This window comes from Streptomyces sp. HUAS 31 (assembly GCF_028198125.1).
Taxonomy (GTDB): Bacteria; Actinomycetota; Actinomycetes; order Streptomycetales; family Streptomycetaceae; genus Streptomyces; species Streptomyces chartreusis.
The window spans coordinates 1,709,952-1,727,621 of record NZ_CP116353.1; the positions used below are offsets into that span (position 1 = coordinate 1,709,952).

The 17,670-nt window shown below is 71.0% G+C and carries 17 protein-coding genes; 5 read left to right on the plus strand and 12 right to left on the minus strand.

Annotated elements, in window-relative coordinates:
- Nucleotides 1–25 precede the first annotated feature (25 nt).
- On the plus strand, nt 26–712 hold the full coding sequence (locus PGH47_RS07375; protein ID WP_271662768.1) for a DUF5995 family protein: 687 nt from the start codon (nt 26–28) through the stop codon (nt 710–712).
- 119 nt (nt 713–831) lie between these two features.
- Nucleotides 832–1,761, plus strand: a complete 930-nt coding sequence (locus PGH47_RS07380) for an LLM class F420-dependent oxidoreductase (RefSeq protein WP_271662769.1) — start codon at nt 832–834, stop codon at nt 1,759–1,761.
- Between the two features lie 15 nt (nt 1,762–1,776).
- Here the strand turns inward: PGH47_RS07380 and PGH47_RS07385 are convergent, their stop codons facing one another.
- Nucleotides 1,777–3,480: a flavin monoamine oxidase family protein gene (locus PGH47_RS07385; RefSeq protein ID WP_271662770.1), complete on the minus strand. Its 1,704-nt coding sequence runs from the start codon at nt 3,478–3,480 to the stop codon at nt 1,777–1,779.
- A 58-nt stretch (nt 3,481–3,538) separates the two neighbouring features.
- Nucleotides 3,539–4,327, minus strand: a complete 789-nt coding sequence (locus tag PGH47_RS07390; protein WP_271662771.1) for a carbon-nitrogen hydrolase family protein — start codon at nt 4,325–4,327, stop codon at nt 3,539–3,541.
- 298 nt (nt 4,328–4,625) lie between these two features.
- Between PGH47_RS07390 and PGH47_RS07395 the strand changes: the two genes are divergently transcribed.
- Nucleotides 4,626–5,168, plus strand: a complete 543-nt coding sequence (locus tag PGH47_RS07395) for a Repetin (protein ID WP_271662772.1) — start codon at nt 4,626–4,628, stop codon at nt 5,166–5,168.
- Here the strand turns inward: PGH47_RS07395 and PGH47_RS07400 are convergent.
- The 6 genes from PGH47_RS07400 to PGH47_RS07425 all read right to left on the minus strand — a co-directional run bounded on the left by PGH47_RS07400 (nt 5,137) and on the right by PGH47_RS07425 (nt 11,914).
- Complete coding sequence (locus PGH47_RS07400; protein ID WP_271662773.1) at nt 5,137–6,333, minus strand: MFS transporter; 1,197 nt, start codon at nt 6,331–6,333, stop codon at nt 5,137–5,139. The two genes, PGH47_RS07395 and PGH47_RS07400, sit on opposite strands and share 32 nt — an antisense overlap.
- A gap of 120 nt (nt 6,334–6,453) precedes the next feature.
- Nucleotides 6,454–7,917, minus strand: coding sequence for an HAD-IA family hydrolase (locus PGH47_RS07405; protein WP_271662774.1), 1,464 nt, complete (start codon nt 7,915–7,917; stop codon nt 6,454–6,456).
- Nucleotides 7,918–7,963: 46 nt separating this feature from the next.
- On the minus strand, nt 7,964–9,043 hold the full coding sequence (locus PGH47_RS07410) for an ABC transporter ATP-binding protein (RefSeq protein WP_271662775.1): 1,080 nt from the start codon (nt 9,041–9,043) through the stop codon (nt 7,964–7,966).
- Between the two features lie 2 nt (nt 9,044–9,045).
- Nucleotides 9,046–9,858: an ABC transporter permease gene (locus PGH47_RS07415; protein ID WP_271662776.1), complete on the minus strand. Its 813-nt coding sequence runs from the start codon at nt 9,856–9,858 to the stop codon at nt 9,046–9,048.
- Nucleotides 9,846–10,745 carry an ABC transporter permease gene (locus tag PGH47_RS07420; RefSeq protein ID WP_271662777.1) on the minus strand — a complete coding sequence of 300 codons (900 nt, stop codon included), beginning with the start codon at nt 10,743–10,745 and terminating at the stop codon, nt 9,846–9,848. Before PGH47_RS07420 ends, PGH47_RS07415 begins: the two co-directional genes overlap by 13 nt.
- On the minus strand, nt 10,742–11,914 hold the full coding sequence (locus tag PGH47_RS07425) for an ABC transporter substrate-binding protein (protein WP_271662778.1): 1,173 nt from the start codon (nt 11,912–11,914) through the stop codon (nt 10,742–10,744). Before PGH47_RS07425 ends, PGH47_RS07420 begins: the two co-directional genes overlap by 4 nt.
- Before the next feature lie 227 nt (nt 11,915–12,141).
- On the opposite strand from PGH47_RS07425, the gene PGH47_RS07430 reads away from it, so the two are divergent.
- Nucleotides 12,142–12,882: a GntR family transcriptional regulator gene (locus PGH47_RS07430; protein ID WP_271662779.1), complete on the plus strand. Its 741-nt coding sequence runs from the start codon at nt 12,142–12,144 to the stop codon at nt 12,880–12,882.
- 77 nt (nt 12,883–12,959) lie between these two features.
- Nucleotides 12,960–13,322 (plus strand): hypothetical protein, encoded by a 363-nt coding sequence (locus PGH47_RS07435; protein WP_271662780.1) that lies wholly within the window; start codon nt 12,960–12,962, stop codon nt 13,320–13,322.
- A 67-nt stretch (nt 13,323–13,389) separates the two neighbouring features.
- Here PGH47_RS07435 and PGH47_RS07440 read toward each other — a convergent pair whose 3' ends face one another.
- The 4 genes from PGH47_RS07440 to PGH47_RS07455 form a co-directional block, all read right to left on the minus strand.
- Nucleotides 13,390–13,842 (minus strand): Lrp/AsnC family transcriptional regulator, encoded by a 453-nt coding sequence (locus PGH47_RS07440; protein WP_030947984.1) that lies wholly within the window; start codon nt 13,840–13,842, stop codon nt 13,390–13,392.
- Nucleotides 13,843–13,852: 10 nt separating this feature from the next.
- A complete protein-coding gene (locus PGH47_RS07445) occupies nt 13,853–15,325 on the minus strand; it encodes an amino acid permease (RefSeq protein ID WP_107909394.1) in 1,473 nt (490 codons plus the stop codon).
- 391 nt (nt 15,326–15,716) lie between these two features.
- Entirely contained in the window at nt 15,717–17,159 is a 1,443-nt protein-coding gene (locus tag PGH47_RS07450; protein WP_163017202.1) for a GuaB1 family IMP dehydrogenase-related protein, read from the minus strand.
- Between the two features lie 107 nt (nt 17,160–17,266).
- Entirely contained in the window at nt 17,267–17,605 is a 339-nt protein-coding gene (locus tag PGH47_RS07455; protein WP_271662781.1) for a barstar family protein, read from the minus strand.
- Nucleotides 17,606–17,670 lie beyond the last annotated feature (65 nt).

Here is a 17,670-nt window from a genome sequence, read left to right on the forward strand (position 1 = left end):
ACCCTAAAGCTGGGACATTGCCCCCATGGCGCAATGCGAACAATTCACCACAGCCGTGGACGCGGTCATCTCCCGTATGCGCTCCCTTGCAGCGATGCTCCCCGAACGCGACGGTGTCGCCGTCTTCAACCGCGTCTACCTCGCCGTCACGGAGGAGGTCGACCGGCACATCGACGGCGGCCGGTTCCCGGACACGCGGGCGGCGATCACGCTGGACGTGCGGTTCACGGAGCGCTATCTCGCGGCGGTGGAGTCGGCCGAGGACGAGCGGCGCCCGCCCGCGTGCTGGCGGCCCCTGTTCCAGATGCGGCGCCATCCGGGCGTACGGCCGTTGCAGTTCGCGCTCGCCGGCATCAATGCGCACATCGGCCACGATCTGGCGCTCGCGGTGGTGGACGCCTGTCGTAGCCTCGGCTGCGAACCCGTCGAGCTGGAGGACGAGTTCGATCGTGTGGGTGATCTCCTCGTCTCGCTGGAGGAGCGCATCCGCGAAGATCTGATGCCGGGTCCCGATCTGCTCCAGATCGCCGACCCGATCACTCATCTGCTCGGCTCCTGGAGCCTGGAGCGCGCGCGGGACGCCACCTGGTCGTCGGCCCGGGCGCTGTGGGCGCTGCGCGGGTACCCGGAGCTCGCCGAGGAGTTCACCGAGCGGCTCGACGCAGCGGTGGGGTTCGCGGGACGCATGCTGCTCACGCCACTGGCGGACTGATCTCGGCCACACCGCGCGGTACACCTGACCCACGCGGGTACCCGGGTTAAGTTGACGATTGAACCGTCAGTGACGGACCCGAACCGATCTGTGACGGACCGACGCAAAGGAGCGTACGGATGGCCCTTCGGCTGGGGCTCAGCCTCCCTCAAGCACAGCAGTACGACATCGGCCGTGACGTACCGGACGTCGCGCGCACCGCCGAGCGGATCGGCTACGAGAGCTTCTGGGTCTACGAGCGGGCCCTGTTCCCCGAGCCCCAGACCCAGGGCCTGTACGGCATCGAGGGGCTGGCGTGGCCCGACATGTACCGGGGCGTCCCGGACCCCCTGGTCACGCTGACCCTGGCGGTGTCCGCGACCGAGCGGGCCCGGCTCGGCACCAGCATCCTGGTGGCACCGCTGCACAACCCGTTCCAGCTGGCCAAGGCGCTCGCCACGCTGGACGCGGCGAGCGGCGGCCGGGTCGTGGCGGGATTCGGCACCGGCTGGTCGCTCGACGAGTACGCGGCGGCGGGCGTGGCGCCGTTCGAGGAGCGCGGCAAGGTCCTCGACGAGATGATCGAGGTGTGCCGGGCCGTGTGGGGTCCGGACCCGGTGTCCTACGACGGACCGCACTCCAAGGTCGCCTCGGCCGTGGTGGCGCCCAAGCCCGCCCGGCCGATCCCGATCCTGGTGCCCACCAACAGCAAGAAGGCGATGACCCGGCTCGTCGACCGCCTCGACGGCTGGATGCCGATCGCCATGGGCGCCGAGCAACTCACCTCGCAGTGGCGGCAGTTGCAGGACCTCGCGGCCGAGCGCGGACGCACCGAGCCGATCCAGGCCGTGGTCCGGATCAACGCCCAGTACAGCGCGAAGGCGTACGACGGCGCCGACCGCGCCGCGTTCCAGGGCAGCGCCGACCAGATCGTGGAGGATCTGGCCGCGCACGCCGCGGACGGGCTCGACGAGTTCTTCTTCGAGCTCCAGGGCCTCGCGCGCGACGCCCAGGAACTCAAGGACGTCGCCGCCGAGGTGTATGAGGCCGTGCGGGCCGCCGGACTCTGACGGCCCTGCCCGGGGTCAGTCCTCGGGCAGCTCGACCGGCGCGATCTCGTCGTAGACGTCGCCCGGACCCGGGTTGACCGCGTCCGTCGACCCGCCGAGGTGGTGCATGACGCCCCAGACCGCGTTCAGCGCGGTCTGGACCGCGCCCTCGGCCCAGCCGGCCGTCCAGGAGATGTCGTCGCCTGCGAGGAAGATGCCCCGCTTGTCCTCGGGCAGCCGGTCCTGCATGAAGTGCGTGAACAGGCGGCGCTGGTAGCGGTAGTGGCCGGGCAGGTTGGCCTTGAACGCGCCCATGAAGTAGGGCTCGTTCTCCCAGGAGACGGTCACCGGGTTGCCGATGATGTGCTTCCTGATGTCGACCTTCGGGTAGATCTCGCCGAGCGACTTCAGCATGACCTCCATCCGCTCGTTCGCGGACAGCGGCAGCCACTTCAGGCTGTCGTCGCACCAGGTGTACGACAGGCAGATCACGGCGGGCTTGTCCGGTCCGTCGTCCAGGAGGTAGGTCCCGCGCGTCATCCGGTCGGTGAGTGTCATCGACATCACGTCACGCCCGGTCTCCTCGTCCTTGTCCAGCCAGAACGGCCGGTCGACGGGGACGAACAGCTTCGAGGACTCCATGTAGTGGGTGCGCTCGATCGCCGTCCAGTGGTCGATCGGGAAGAGCGAGTCGTCGCAGGCGATCTTCGACAGCAGCATCCAGGACTGGGCGGTGAAGATCGCCGCCGGGTAGGTGCGGATGTCGCCGTCGGCGTCGGTCACGGTGATCCGGTTGCCGGCGGCGCGGTACAGCCGGGTCACGGCCGGGCGGGGCGCGCCGTTCTCGTGCAGGGACGCCAGCGAGGTGCCGTAGGACCAGTGGACGATCTTCTCCGGCTCGCGCTCCCACAGGCGCACCGGCAGCTGCTGGGAGCCGCCGACGATGCCGCGGTGGTGGTCGTCGGCCTCGGTGTAGACGACGCGCAGGATCTCCAGGATGGAGTTCGGGAAGTCGGTGTCCCAGCCGCCGGTGCCGAAGCCGACCTGGCCGAAGATCTCACGGTGCCGGAAGGACTTGAAGGCCTCGGAGTCGCAGAGGAAGCCGTAGAAGGTCTGGTTGTCGAGCTTCTCGACGAGCTTCGCCCAGATCTCGCGGATGCGCGGCACGTCCCGCTCGCGCATGGCCCGGTTCATGTCGGAGAAGTCGGCGCCCTCTTCGAGGCACTTGTTCCACGCCTCGGCGACGTCGCGGTAGACCTGCGGCAGGTCGTCGATCGTCTCGGCGTAGTGCGACTCGCCCTTGAGGTCGACGACGGTGGAGGGCGTGGCCTCGGCGAGGGGGTTGGGGAACGGGCTGGTCTTCAGGCCCACCAGGTCGATGTAGTGCTGGAGCGCCGTGGAGGACGGCGGGAAGCGCATCGCGCCCATCTCGGCCGTCAGGCCCTCGGTGCTGGGGCCGTCGAAGCCGACGGTGCGCAGCCGGCCGCCGATCTCGTCGGCCTCGTACACGACCGGCTTCAGGCCCATCTTCATCAGCTCGTAGGCGGCGATGATGCCGGACAGGCCGCCGCCGATGACCGCGATCTCGGTGCCGTGCCCGGTCGCCGGTATCTGGCCGAGCCCCGCCGGGTGGGCGAGGAAGTCGTCGTAGGCGTAAGGGAAGTCCGGGCCGAACATGGTGATCGGCGGCTGCTGCTGCTCGTCGGTGTGCTCGACGGCGTTGGGCACCATGGACGTCATGGGGTACGGACTCCTTGCGACTGCGTCAGGGGGGGGGAAGCGGGGGAAGCGGGGGAATTCAGACGAGCGATCCGTAGAGGCCGGGGCGGCGGTCCTTCAGATACGGGTTCGCCTCGCGGGAAGCGGCGACGAAGGAGGGGTCGACGTCGGCGAGGACGAGTTCCTCGGCGTGGCCGGCCCGGGTGCGGGCGACTCCGTCGGGGCCGGCGAGCGTGGAGAGGCCGACGAACTCGAACTCCCCTTCCCGGCCGACCCGGTTGACGTAGGCGACGTACATCTGGTTCTCGAAGGCCCGCACCGGGATCATCGACTCGGCGACGAACTGGAACGGGTGCATCTGCGCCGTCGGCACGACGAGCAGGTCGGTGCCGGCGAGGGCGTGGGCCCGGACGTTCTCCGGGAACTCGACGTCGTAGCAGATCAGGATGCCGACCCGGACGCCGTGGAGTTCGGCCTGGACGATCTGCCGGTCGCCCGGCGTGAAGTGGTCGCGCTCGAAGCAGCCGAAGAGATGGGTCTTGCGGTAGTTCGCCAGTCGGGTGCCGTCGGCGGAGATCAGCTGGGCGGAGTTGAAGACGACGTCGCCCTCGCGCTCCGGGTAGCCGTAGACGACGGCCAGGCCGTGCCGGCCGGCGATCTCGGCGACCGCGTCCGCGCAGTCGCCGTCGGCGGGCTCGGCGAGACGGGCGATGTCGTCGCCGATCGCGTAGCCGGTGAGGAACATCTCCGGCGCCACCAGCAGCCCGGCGCCCGCGGCGGCGGCACGGTCCGCGGCGTCGTCGAGGACCTTGAGGTTCTCGACGGTCGAGCCGGGACGGCCGGAGCTCTGGAGCAGGGCGGTGCGCATGCGTGTCCTCACCGGGGCGAAAGGGTGATTGTGGGGGCCATGTAGACGGTACGGGCGGCTGACCAGGCCGGACAAGAAGGAGCCGTTGCGCGCCGGTGAGCGGTTTGTTGCGTGCGCCGCGGGGTCGGCGGCGATTCGTTGCGCGACCTCGGGCGTAGTTCCGCTCGTCCCCGGGGCGCAGGGCCCGGCGACTCCCCCGCCGAGCGGCGGAGACCGGGTCCCGCCCCCGGCGCGATGTGGCACCGGCACGGCACCGGGAGAGTGGGGACCGACCGCTTGACCTGGGGAAAGGACCGCGATGAACCACCGTACGAAGATCGTCGTGCTCGGCTCCGCACTGCTGCTCTGCGCCACGGCGGCCTCCGCCGCCGCCACCGCGTCCGACGACGCGCCGCGGCAGCGGGAGGCAGCCGCGCTCACCGGCACCGCCAAGCTGTACCGCTCGGCCGGGGACGACATCACGTTCTCCTTCGACGCCCATCTGGCGGCGAAGGACAACGCCGACCCGATGAAGGCGACCGGCACCTTCGAGTGGAGCCACTACCTGGACGGCGAGGGCGCCCGGGCGAAGGCGAAGGTCGACTGCCTGGTCACCGGCGGGAAGGTGGCCGTCGTCTCCGGTGTGATCACCGACTCCGACCTGCCGGGCGCCGAGGGCAAGCGGGTCGGCATCACCGTCCATGACGTCGGCCGCCGTGACCGGCTCGGCTACAGCTGGGCCTCCACGGGCAGCCCCGTCGAGACGAAGGAGCTGCCCAAGTGCGTGGGCTCCGCCCCCTTCGAGAAGGTCAGGAAGGGGACGGGCGACTTCACGGTCGTGCCGTGGCGGCCCGACTTCTAGCGAGCGCCAGCGCCGTCACCAGATAGGGCACCGCCAGCACGGCGAAGACGGTGCTGTGCGCCGCCTCGGTGCCGAGCAGCGCGTACACGCCGAAGGTGACGACCGTGGCGAGCTCGGTGCCCAGGCTCGCCACGGAGGTGAGCGTGGCCCGGCGCGACTCGTCGATGCGGTGCTGGAGCCGGACGTCGGCGAGCACCTCGGCCAGCTGGAACCCGGCGAAGGCGAGGCCGACCAGCGCGATACCGGCCAGGGACCGGGCCGCGGCGCCGACGGCCAGGGCGAGGGCACTGGCCGCGAGGAGCGCCGCGAGCCCGGTCGTGCCGAGGCGTTCGGCCGGTCCGGTCAGGAGGCTGCCCAGGGTGACGCCTGCCCAGATCAGCATGATCAGGTACGGCACGGTCGCCTCGGCGACGCCGAGGTCGCGGACCAGCAGCGGGGTGTACTCGTCGAGCGCGCCCCACACCGCGGCGACGGCGGGGACCAGCAGCAGGGCGCCGCGCACCGTACGGTCCCCGCGGACCTCGGCGAGTCCGGTCCGCAGGGTCTTCGCCCAGCCGTCGTCGCCGGTCCCGGGCCGCACCCGGTGCTCGGGGAAGCGGGTCGCGACGGCGGCGGTCAGCACACAGGCGACGAAGCTGGCGGCACCGACCGCCGCGTAGCCCCCGCGGGCGAGGACGGGCCCGGCGAGGCCGATGGAGGACACGGTGCCCAGCAGCCGCGCGGCCCGGGACCGGCCCATGACGCCGGCGTACCGGTCGGCAGCGCCCAGCCGGTCCAGTTCGTCGTAGACCAGCGCCTCCAGGGCACCGGAGCCGAGCGCCCCGCCGGCGCCCCACAGGACGAAGCCGGCCGCGAAGGCCCAGTACGACGGGACGGCCACCCACAGGACGAAGCCGGCGGCGGTGAGCAGCGGGCCGATCCACAGCAGCCGGCGCCGCGACACGGCGTCGGCCCAGGCACCGGAGGGCACCTCCAGGAGCACACCGGTGATCGACCACAGGGCGAACAGGGAGGAGATCTGCCAGAGCGACATGCCGGTGTCGGCGAACAGCAGCGCGTACACCGGGTAGAGCAGGACGAAGTCGTCGAGGAACGAGTAGCCGTACAGCGTGGTCGTCAGCCGCCGGACACCGGTGGCGGGCACACGCGCAGGTGAGAGTGTCATGAGGCCTTCCCGCAGGGACGTTTCGGACACCGGGGGTACGGCGTCCGAGGCGGCCCTCGGGAGGCACGGCTGGTGGATCAATGTCGCCAGGTCATGGCACCGATGGTAGGCGCCCGTGGCTCATTCGCGCAGGGAGAATGTGGTGATCACGGCGGCGTGGTCGGACGGCCACTCGTTGTGCTCCACGTCCGGCCACGGGCGCGGTGTGCCGCTGACGCAGGTCTGGGAGTGCAGCACGCGCAGGCCCCGGTGCAGCACGAAGTCGATCCGGTCCTGCGGCTCCGGGCGGCCGCTGCCGTCCTCGTGCAGGGCGTGGATCGGCGACCAGGTGTGGCCGGGGTGGGCGGCGGGGTCGGGGTGGGCCTCCCGGTAGGAGTCGCGCAGGCCCGCCTCCTCCGCCGCCTTCGTCACCGGCCACTCGACGTCCGGGCGGTCGAGGTGGGAGGGGCTGTTGAAGTCGCCGACGAGGACGACGGGCACGCCGGGGGCGGCGCTCTCCTCGATCCGGTGCAGGGCGTCCCGCATCTGTGCGAGCCGCACCTGTTCATGGGCGACGAGCTCGGCGGCCGGGAGCCCGTCGAAGGCGGACTCGTAGGGGCCGTAGGGCGTGTAGTCGAGGTGGGCCGTCCAGATGTCGACCTCGCGCTCGCCCGCCCGGACCCGGACGCCGGCCGCGCCGTAGAAGCCGACGGCCGGGTCGCCGAATCGGGCCGTGATCGGATGGCGGCTGATGACGCCGAGGTTCTCGCCGGCCCGGTGGTGGTACCAGCCGAGGGCGTCGGCGAGGTCCTCGGCGGCGGTGCCGTTGGTCTCCTGGAGGCCGACCACGTCGACGCCGGTCTCGGCGATGACCTTGAGCTGCTTGGCGAGGTGGTCATGGACCTTGGTGCCGCCGTGCCAGAGGTTCCAGCTCATGACGCGCAGCTCGTGCGAGGGCGCGGCGGCGGTCGGCAGGGTGCGCAGCCGCTGCGTGGTGACACCCTCCAGGCTGGGCAGGACGGTCCGGCCGGGGGCCGGCTCGATCGGTGCGAGCGAGGGCACCGCGAGCACCGTGCAACCGGCCGCCTCGGCGGAGCTGACGCCGGTACGGGTGTCCTCGACGGCGACGCAGGCCGCCGGGTCGACGCCGAGGGCGCGGCAAGCGGCGAGGTAGGGGTCGGGGGCGGGCTTGGTGCGGTCGGTGTCGTCGGCGGTGACGGAGACCGCGAAGCGGCTCGCGCCGAGGGCTTCGAGGACGGTGTCGGCGACGGCCCGGGGAGACGCCGTGACCAGGGCCGTGGGGACGCCGTCGCGGGCGAGGGCGTCGAGCAGGTCGAGGGCGCCGGGGCGCGGGACGATGCCGGCGCGGACCCGGTCGGCGAACTCGCGGTGCAGCGCGTCGGCAAGTTCGGCGGCCGGCGCGCCGGTGGCCGCGGCCAGCCAGTCGGCGGTGTGCTCGACGGGCCGGCCGAGCACCTCGGCCTCGTCCGCCTCGGTCAGGGCCCGGCCGGCGACCTGCTCCACCGCCTCCCACCACAGTCGCTCGGTGTCGACGAGCGTGCCGTCCATGTCGAACAGGACGGCCTGGAGCGGGAGTCGAGTCACGGTTGTCTCTTTCTTGCGTGGGGGGATCAGGTGGGTCGTACGGGGGTCAGCGGCTGCGTTCGGCCACCAGTACGGGCCGCTCGGGCAGCGACACGCTCACCGCGGCGCCCGCGCCGAGCGCGGCCGTCTCATGGGCGGGCAGGTCGGCCTTCACCTCGGTGCCGTCGGCGAGCCGTACGGTCAGCCGGGTGGTGGCGCCGAGGAACGCGGTGGCGACCACGCGCGCCTCGGAGGCGTCGTCGGCGCGCACGGCCACGGCCTCCGGCCGCACCAGCACGTCGACCTCGGACATCCGGGGTGCGTCGCCGTCGACGGGCAGCCGCCGGCCCAGCACCTCGACATCGCCGTCGACGAGCGTGCCCGGGATCCGGCTCATGGTGCCGACGAACTCGGCGACGAAGGCGGTCGCGGGCCGGCCGTACAACTCGGCGGGCTCGGCGCACTGTTCGAGCCGCCCGGAGCGCATGACGGCGACCCGGTCGGCCATGGACAGGGCCTCCTCCTGGTCGTGGGTGACGAACAGGGTGGTGATGCCGAGCTCCCGCTGCAGCCGCCGGATCTCCTCGCGCAGCGTCAGGCGGACCTTGGCGTCCAGTGCGGAGAGCGGCTCGTCGAGGAGCAGGACCCGCGGGCGCAGGGCGAGCGCGCGGGCCAGGGCGATGCGCTGCTGCTGGCCGCCGGAGAGCTCGTGCGGGTAGCGCTCGCCCTTGTCGGCGAGGCCGACCAGCTCCAGCAACTCGGCGGCGCGGGCCCGCCGTTCGGCGGTGCGCACCTTGCGCATGCGCAGCCCGAAGGCCACGTTGTCGAGGGCGCTCAGATGCGGGAAGAGGCTGTACGACTGGAAGACCATGCCGGCGTCACGGCGGTGCGCGGGGATGGCGGTGACGTCCTCGCCGTCCACCAGCACCTGCCCGGAGTCGGGGTGTTCGAACCCGGCGAGCATGCGCAGGGCGGTGGTCTTGCCGCAGCCGGACGGGCCGAGCAGGGCGAGCAGTTCGCCGGGTTCGACGGTGAGGTCGAGTCCGTCGAGGGCGACGGTGGACCCGAACTCCCGGCGCAGGCCGCGGAATTCGACGGTGGCGGCCTGCACGGCCGTCGCTTCGGCTGTCTTTTCTAGCACGGTCATGATCATCCCCGGGAGTCGGAACGGGTACGGCCGCCGAAGCCGGCCATCACGAGAAGGAGCACCCAGGTCACGAGCAGGCTCAGCACGGACACGGCGACCGACAGCTGGGCCTGCGAGCCGCTGACGTTCACGATCCACACGGCGAAGGGCTGGAAGCCCAGCAGCTGCGCGACCGTGAACTCGCCGAGCACGAGGGCGAGGGTGAGGAAGGAGGCGTTGAGCAGGGCGCCGCGGAGGTTGGGCAGCACGGCCCGGACCAGCGCCTGCGGCCAGCCGGCACCGCAGCTGCGGGCGGCCTCCACCAGGGTGCGTACGTCGATGGCGCGCAGTCCGGCGTCCAGGGCCCGGTACACGAACGGCAGCGCCATCACGACGTAGGCCAGGACCAGCACCACGGGGAAGTCCGGGTTCTGGATCGCGACGAACGTCTGGAACAGCGGCGTGCGCGACAGGTGCTCGGGCCCCCACTTCAGCACCGTGCCGATGCCGGCGACGAACGCGATGGGCGGCACGACCAGCGGCAGCGAGCAAACCACCTCGACGACCGGCCGCAGCCGGGGCGCGCCGAGCCGCAGGGCGACCATGGCGGGCACCATCAGCAGCAGGACGACGACGATGGTGGCGAGGGCCAGCTCCAGCGAGAGCAGCAGGCTGGAGACGAAGCCCTCGGTGGAGAAGATCTGCGTGTACGCGTCGAAGGTGAGTCCCTGCCCGGGCACATCGACGGTGAATACGACGGACGCGGCCAGCGGCACCAGGAAGTACAGGCCGGCGAGGCCGAGCACGCCCCACCGCCACAGGTTCAGGCGAGCCATCGGGCGCTCCGTCGTTGCAGGGGCAGATACACGGCCATCACCAGGCCGGCGACCAGGACCATGTCGAGGCTGAGGGCGAGCGCCACGTTCTCCTGCCCGACCAGGACGTTCCCGGAGAGCGCGTCGGCGATCTGGAGTGTGACCAGCGGGATCGAGCTGCCCACCATGGCGGCGGCCGTGGCATACGCGGCGAAGGCGCTGCCGAAGAGCAGGACGAAGCCGCCGAGGAGCGTGGGCAGCAGGACGGGCAGGGCCACGTGCCGCCAGTACTGCGCGGTCGTCGCGCCGTTGTTCTGCGCCGCCTCGCGCCACTGGGAGCGCAGGCCCTCCAGGGCGGGGGTGATGGTGAGGACCATCAGCGGGATCAGGAAGTACAGGTAGACCAGGACCAGGCCCCAGAAGCTGTACAGGTCCCAGCCCTTGTCGCTCAGGCCCAGGTGCCGGGTCAGCACACCGGCGTTGCCGAGCGTGGCGACGAAGGCGAAGGCCAGCGGGACGCCGCCGAAGTTCGCGAGCACCCCGGAGGCGGTGAGCACGGCCTCGCGCAGCGCGCGGAAGCGGGAGGTCACCACGGCCTGGGCGAGCGGCAGCCCGAACAGGGTGCCGAGCGCGGCGGAGACCGCGGACAGTTTGACGCTGCCGAGCAGGGCCGTGAGGTAGGCGCCCTGCAGCGAGTTCGTCAGGTTGTCGGCGGTGTACGAGGTCGCGGCCGTGGCCGGGTCCTTGGCGGTGAAGGCGCCGTTCAGCATGGCCAGGGCGGGGAGGCCGAAGGCCAGCGCGGTGAAGACGAGGAGCGGGAGGACGGCGAGCCAGCCGCCGACGGCACGGCGCCGCCGCTTCAGCGGAGCGGCGGTCGCCGTGTCGACCCGGGTGAGGGTGGTCGTCATCCGGAGACGGCCTTCGCCCAGCCCTGGCCGAGAACCGTCTTGGCCTTGTTCTGCTGGTCCTCGGTCGGGAAGGCGGGCGTCCCGGAGACCTCGGGCAGCTTGGCCGCGGCCGTCTTGTCGAGGGTGCCGGCCTTGTCCATGGCGGGCATCAGCACCGGGCGGGCGAAGCCCTTGAGCCACAGGTTCTGGCCCTCGGTGCTGTAGAGGTACTCCTGCCACAGGCGGGCGGCCGCGGGATGCGGGGCGTCCTTGTTGACGGCCTGGGAGTAGTACTGCGAGAACTTGCCGTCGCTCGGCACCGACACCTGCCAGTCGACGCCCTTGGACTTGAACTCCTCGGCGTAGCCGGCGTTGAGGTAGTCCCAGTCGATGCTGATGGGCGTCTCGCCCTTCTCGACGGTGGCCGGCGTCGACTCGACGGGCGTGTAGTTGCCGTTCTTCTTCAGCTTGCCGAAGAAGTCCAGGCCGGGCTGGATGTCGTCGAAGGAGCCGCCGCTCGCGAGCGCCGCCGCGTAGACGCCGCCGAAGGCGGAGCCGGACTTGGTGGGGTTGCCGTTGAGGGCGACCTGGCCCTTGTACTGCGGCTTCAGCAGGTCGGCGAAGGTCTTCGGGCACTCCTTGACCCGCTTCGCGTCGCAGCCTATGGAGATGTAGCCGCCGTAGTCGTTGTACCAGCGGGCCTGCGTGTCCTTCTGGCCCTCGGGGATGTCGGCGAAGGTCTCGACCTTGTACGGCGCGAGCAGCCCCTGCTGGGCGGCGCTGATCGCGAAGGAGCTGCCGAGGTCGAGCACGTCGGGGGCGCGGTCCTGCCCCTTGCGCGAGGTCACGGCGTTGATCTCGTCCTGGCTGGACCCGTCGGGGTTCTCGACCTCGATCTTGATGCCGTACTTCTTCTGGAAGCCGTCGATGAGGGCACCGTAGTTGGCCCAGTCGCGGGGCAGCGCCATGGCGTGCAGCGTGCCCTCCTTCTTGGCCGCCGCGACCAGCTTGTCCATCCCGCCGAGGTCGGCGGCGGAGGTGGCGGTGGCGGCGCTCTTGCCGTCGGCGGCGGTGGACGCGTTGTCGGGGGCGGCGCCACAGGCGCTCAGGGCGAGTGCGGCGACGACGGCGAGGGCACCGCCGAGGGCGGCGTTTCTCGGCAGGGCTGTACTCGGCAGGGACGTGGACACGGTTTCTCCAGGGGACGCGCGAGGGTGCAGGAGGATCTTGCCCAAGGAAAGATCTCAAACTTGTCTGAACAAGTTGGCCCCAGTAGGCCCGCCGATGGTGACACGTTCGTAAACACTGGCGAAAGCCTCTGCCCTGAATTTGTGCACACTCCCCTCAGAAACGGAGTGCTGGACGATCTCGATTACGCTGGTCACGCTGTGCACAGCAACGGACTCAGAGGGGAAGCATGACGGCGCGACACGAGGAGATCGCCGACGAGCTGCGTCGGGCGATCGACCGCGAGGAGTACACGGTCGGCTCGCTGCTGCCCGCCGAGACGGACCTCGCGGCCCGGTACGGCGTCTCGCGCGGCACGGTCCGCCAGGCCGTCGCGGCACTGACCGCCGAGGGCCTCATCGGCTCGCGCCAGGGCGCCCGCCGGGTGGTCCTGGCCAGCCGCCGCAGCCAGAGCTTCGCGGAGCTGCGCAGCTTCGCCCAGTGGGCGAACGCGATGGGCCGGGAGGCGACCGGCCACGTGGTCTCGCAGGAGTACCGCCCGGCGACGAAGGAGGACGCGGTACGCCTCCAACTGTCCGCCGGCACCCCGGTGTTGCACGTCCTGCGGGTGCGCGGCCTGGATGGCGAGCCGGTGCTTGTGGAGCGCACGGTCTACGCGGACTGGATCTCACCGGCCGTCGAGTCCATAGAGCCCGACTGCGCGTCGGTCACCCAACGCCTGTACGAGGACACGGGGTTGGTCTTCGCCTACGGCGAGCACGTCATCGACGCGGTGTCAGCGGGCGCCCAGGACGCCGAGTTGCTGGGCCTCCGCCGCACGAGCCCGCTGCTGCGGGTACGGCGCGTGACGACGACCCGCGAGGGCCGCCCGGTGGAGTGGTCGGACGACCGCTACCGCTCGGACGCGGTGAGCTTCAGCGTCCACAACTCGATCGACAACAACGCCCTGGCGAGAAAGACGGCCGACTGACGTCCTCCGCCAAACGGCTGTGCGGGTCCGCCTGCGGGAGGACGCAGCGGCGTGGCAGGGCGGGCGAGACTTCCCCCATGGACGCCACCGAGATCCCCGCCCTGCCGTTCGTCGACGAGCACGCGACACTCGTCGAGGCGGACACCGACGCCGTCTGGCAAGAGCTGACCGCCCTGATGGACGGCTCCCGCGGGTTCAAGGCGGCGGTGTCGATCCCGGGCCAGGAGCTGGCATACGTCGGCCGCCACCCGTTCTCGACGTACGCGCTGCTCTTCCACCTGGTGGAGACGCCCCAGGGCCACACCCGCCTGCGGGCGGAGACCCGGGCGAGGTTCCCGGGCCGGGCGGGCACCGTCTACCGAGGGCTCGTCATCGGCACGGGCGCCCACGCACTGGTCGTCCGGCACATGCTGAAGAAGGTCCGCAGGAACTTCCTGTAGGGGCGCGGGGAACTGCGCGACCAGCCCCCACCGGCCCGCGGATGAAACCCGGCCTCCCCGCGGAGCGCTACGTAGGCGACCCGGAAGAGAACCGGCGCAACAAGGGCGACAGCACCAGCACCGACTTGGTCCGCTCCACGAACGGCTCCCCGGCGATCCGCTCGAGCACCCGCTCGAAATGCCGCATGTCAGAGGCGAAGACCTGCACCACCGCATCCGCCTCACCGGTGACGGTGGACGCGGCCACAACCTCCTGATACCGCTCGAGCCCCCGCCGAATCGTCTCCGGCGAGGTGTTGTGCCGGCAGTAGATCTCGACGAACCCTTCGGTCTCCCAGCCGAGGGCCGACGGATCCACCCGCACGGTGAACCCGGTGATGGCTCCGGTGGCACGCAGCCGGTCCACGCGCCGTTTCACGGCGGGCGCGGACAGGCCGACGAGTTGCCCGATGTCCGCGTAGGAGCGGCGGGCGTCCTCGGCGAGGGCGTGCACGATGCGTTCGTCGAGATCGTTCAGCACTGCGGGTGGTTCACTTCACTTCTGATGTGGCAAGACGGGAACGGCGGTAGCCGTACAGGAAGTAGAACACGAGACCGGCGGCCATCCAGCACCCGAAGACCACCCAGGTGACGGTGTCGAGGCTGAACATGTTGTACGCGCAGAACAGGAAGCCCAGCACCGGCAGCACCGGCCCGAACGGCACCCTGAACGTGCGCTCGAGCTCCGGCCGCTTCACGCGCAGCACGATCACCGCGATGTTGACCAGCGCGAAGGCGAACAGCGTGCCGATGCTGGTGGCGTCGACGAGCTTGCCCAGCGGGATGAGGGCCGCGAGGGCGCCGCAGAACACGGACACGATGACGGTGTTGAGGCGCGGCGCGCCGGTCTTCGCGTGGACCTTGCCGAGCGCCTTGGGCACCAGGCCGTCACGGGACATGGCGAAGAGGATGCGGGTCTGGCCGTAGAGCACGGTCAGGACCACGCTCGCGATGGAGATGACGGCGCCGAGGGCGAGCAGCGTGCCCCAGTAGGACTGGCCGCTGACGTCGTTCATGATCGCGGCGAGGGAGGCCTCGGAGCCCTCGAACTTGGTCCAGTTCCAGGCGCCGACGGCGACACCCGCGACGAGGACGTACAGCGCGGTCACGATGATCAGCGAGAGCATGATCGCCTTCGGCAGGTCACGCTTGGGGTCCTTGGCCTCCTCACCGGCGGTGGAGGCGGCGTCGAAGCCGATGTAGGAGAAGAACAGGGTGGCGCCCGCGGCGCTCACACCGGCCATGCCGAGCGGCATGAAGTCCTCGTAGTTGCCGGACTTGAAGCCCATGAAACCGACCGCGCAGAACAGCACCAGCGCGACGATCTTGACGGCGACCATGATCGTGTTGGCGCGGGCGGACTCGCGGACGCCGCCGAGCAGGAACACCATCGCCAGCATCACGACGATCAGCGCGGGCAGGTTGATGATCCCGCCCTCGCCGGGCGCGGAGGACAGCACGGACGGGATGGTGACGCCTATCGTCCCGTCGAGCAGCTCGTTGAGGTACTCGCCCCAGCCGACGGCGACGGCGGCCACCGAGACGCCGTACTCCAGCACCAGACACCAGCCGCAGACCCAGGCGACGAGCTCACCCATCGTTGCGTACGCATACGAGTAGGAGGAGCCCGCGACCGGGATGCTGCCGGCCAGCTCGGCGTAGGACAGGGCCGAGAACAGCGCCGTGAGACCGGCGATCACGAAGGCCAGGGTGACCGCGGGACCGGCCTCCGGGACGGCGTCGCCGAGGACGACGAAAATGCCGGTGCCGAGTGTGGCACCGATGCTGATCATGGTGAGCTGCCACAGGCCGAGGGAGCGTCGCAGGGACCCTCCGTCGCCCTGGCCACCCTCTGCGACCAGGTGTTCCACGGGCTTGCGACGCATCAGGCGCGCGCCGACGCCCGGGGACGCGGGGGCGGCTTTCTGGCCTGGGGACTGCGGGGGTGCGCCTTGGTCGAGCACGCGCTGGCTCCTTATCGCTGCCGTTCAGGGCGACAGGGACCAGCGGCACCCCTGGCGACAGGGACCCACCGAGCGGGGTCCCTGCCACGCCACGTACGAGGCGACAGCCTAGGGCGAGAGACGTTGCTGGTGAAATGCAGCAACCTTGCGTGTGCCCGCATGATCATTGCGTGTCTGGCGGCTGGGTGGGTGTTCGTTGCAGGGGGGCTTTCGACCGTTGCAAGGCGCGGGTGGCCGGTGGCTTGTCGCGCAGTTCCCCGCGCCCCTGAAGGTGCGTTCGCCGCACCCCCCTGAAGGGGCGCGGGGAACTGCGCGAACGGCCCCCAAGCACCCGCAGTCGCCCGAACACAGCAGGACCCGAGCTACTGGGCGAGCCGGTCTTGACTGAGCGTCAGCTCCAGCTGGCGTGCAGCGGCTTGCCCTCGGCGTAGCCGGCGGCGCTCTGGATGCCGACGACGGCCTTCTCGGCGAACTCCTCCAGGGAGCCGGCACCCGCGTAGGTGCAGGACGACCGCACGCCCGCGATGATCGAGTCGATCAGGTCCTCCACGCCGGGCCGGGCCGGGTCGAGGAACATACGGGAGGTGGAGATGCCCTCCTCGAACAGCGCCTTGCGGGCACGGTCGTAGGACGACTCCTCGGACGTACGGTTGCGCACGGCACGCGCGGAGGCCATGCCGAAGGACTCCTTGTAGAGCCGCCCGCCGGCGTCCTGCTGGAGGTCGCCCGGCGACTCGTACGTCCCCGCGAACCAGGACCCGATCATCACGTTGGACGCGCCGGCGGCGAGCGCCATGGCGACGTCACGCGGGTGCCGGACACCGCCGTCGGCCCACACGTGCTTGCCGTACTTCTTCGCCTCGGCCGCGCACTCCAGCACCGCGGAGAACTGCGGCCGGCCGACGCCGGTCATCATGCGGGTGGTGCACATCGCGCCCGGTCCGACACCGACCTTGATGATGTCGGCACCGGCCTCGATCAGGTCCCGCACACCCTCGGCGGCGACGATGTTGCCCGCGACGATCGGCACCTGCGGGTCGAGCGCCCGCACGGTCCGGATGGCGGCGATCATCGACTCCTGGTGGCCGTGCGCCGTGTCGATGACGAGGGTGTCGACGCCCGCGTCGAGCAGCTGCTTGGCCTTGCCCGCCACGTCGCCGTTGATCCCGACGGCGGCCGCAATGCGCAGCTTGCCGTCGGCGTCCAAGGCGGGCGTGTACAGCGTGGCGCGCAGGGCGCCCTTACGGGTCAGGATGCCCGCGAGACGGCCCTCGGAGTCCACGGCCGGGGCGTAGCGCCGGTTGTGGCCGTCGAGCTTGTTGAAGGCCTCACGGGGGTCGATTCCGGCGTCCAGGAGCAGCAGGTCGCGGGACATGACGACTTCGAGCTGCGTGAAGCGGTCCACGCCGGAGAGGTCCTCGTCGGTGACCACGCCGACCGGCCGCTGGTTCTCGTCGACGACCACGCCGGCGTTGTGGGCCCGCTTGGGCAGCAGGGCCAGCGCGTCGGCGACGGTCTGGTGCGGGGCCAGCACGATCGGCGTGTCGAGGACGTGGTGCCGGCTCTTGACCCAGCCGACGACCTCGGTGACGACCTCGATCGGGATGTCCTGCGGGATGACGACCAGGCCGCCGCGCCGGGCCATCGTCTCGGCCATACGGCGGCCGGCGATGGCGGTCATGTTGGCGACGACCAGCGGGATCGTGGTGCCCGTGCCGTCCGGGGCGCTGAGGTCCACCCCCTGCCGCGAACCGACCGCGCTACGGCTCGGGACCATGAAGACGTCGTCGTACGTCAGGTCGTACGGGGGCTGGATGTCATTGAGGAAACGCACGTGCTGCACATCCCAGTCGATCAGAGGTGGCCCCCGGACAGGTCAGCCAGGGGGAAGAGCACGTACTTCATTGTCCCATGCTGACCGGATTGCGATGCACGGTTGCTTCATACGAGCAGGTCAGAGGCTCCCTGGGAGGATCCTCCAAGGGCGAGCAGCACGGAGAGCGCCGACGTGCGGTCCACCGCCTCGGCGAACACCTCCTGAGCGGTCTCCCACTCGTCGGGCCGGGCCTTCGCGTACGGCCGCCAGTTCCGTACGACGATCCGCATCCCCTGCTCGGCGGCGCTTTCCGGCCACACCGTGCGGTCGGAGAGGGAGTCGGCCAGCGCGTCCCAGTTGCGCCCGAACCAGTCGGGCAGCCGCAGATCACGGGCGCAGCGGTCCATCAGGCCCGCCTTGTCCGTGACCCCGTCCAGGTCGAGCGTGACCACGAGCTCCGTCATGCCGGTACCGCCCCGTCGTAGTGGTCGTCGATTCGTGGTGGTCGTACACGAAGGAGGGGGCGGCC

Excerpts from the sequence above, each read along its gene's own strand:
- PGH47_RS07415 (WP_271662776.1), bottom strand. The coding sequence starts at position 9,858 with ATGGCTCGCCTGAACCTGTGGCGGTGGGGCGTGCTCGGCCTCGCCGGC.
- PGH47_RS07410 (WP_271662775.1), bottom strand. The coding sequence starts at position 9,043 with ATGACCGTGCTAGAAAAGACAGCCGAAGCGACGGCCGTGCAGGCCGCC.
- PGH47_RS07430 (WP_271662779.1), top strand. The coding sequence starts at position 12,142 with ATGACGGCGCGACACGAGGAGATCGCCGACGAGCTGCGTCGGGCGATC.
- PGH47_RS07380 (WP_271662769.1), top strand. The coding sequence starts at position 832 with ATGGCCCTTCGGCTGGGGCTCAGCCTCCCTCAAGCACAGCAGTACGAC.
- PGH47_RS07375 (WP_271662768.1), top strand. The coding sequence starts at position 26 with ATGGCGCAATGCGAACAATTCACCACAGCCGTGGACGCGGTCATCTCC.
- PGH47_RS07400 (WP_271662773.1), bottom strand. The coding sequence starts at position 6,333 with ATGACACTCTCACCTGCGCGTGTGCCCGCCACCGGTGTCCGGCGGCTG.
- PGH47_RS07395 (WP_271662772.1), top strand. The coding sequence starts at position 4,626 with ATGAACCACCGTACGAAGATCGTCGTGCTCGGCTCCGCACTGCTGCTC.
- PGH47_RS07455 (WP_271662781.1), bottom strand. The coding sequence starts at position 17,605 with ATGACGGAGCTCGTGGTCACGCTCGACCTGGACGGGGTCACGGACAAG.
- PGH47_RS07435 (WP_271662780.1), top strand. The coding sequence starts at position 12,960 with ATGGACGCCACCGAGATCCCCGCCCTGCCGTTCGTCGACGAGCACGCG.
- PGH47_RS07385 (WP_271662770.1), bottom strand. The coding sequence starts at position 3,480 with ATGACGTCCATGGTGCCCAACGCCGTCGAGCACACCGACGAGCAGCAG.
- PGH47_RS07390 (WP_271662771.1), bottom strand. The coding sequence starts at position 4,327 with ATGCGCACCGCCCTGCTCCAGAGCTCCGGCCGTCCCGGCTCGACCGTC.
- PGH47_RS07420 (WP_271662777.1), bottom strand. The coding sequence starts at position 10,745 with ATGACGACCACCCTCACCCGGGTCGACACGGCGACCGCCGCTCCGCTG.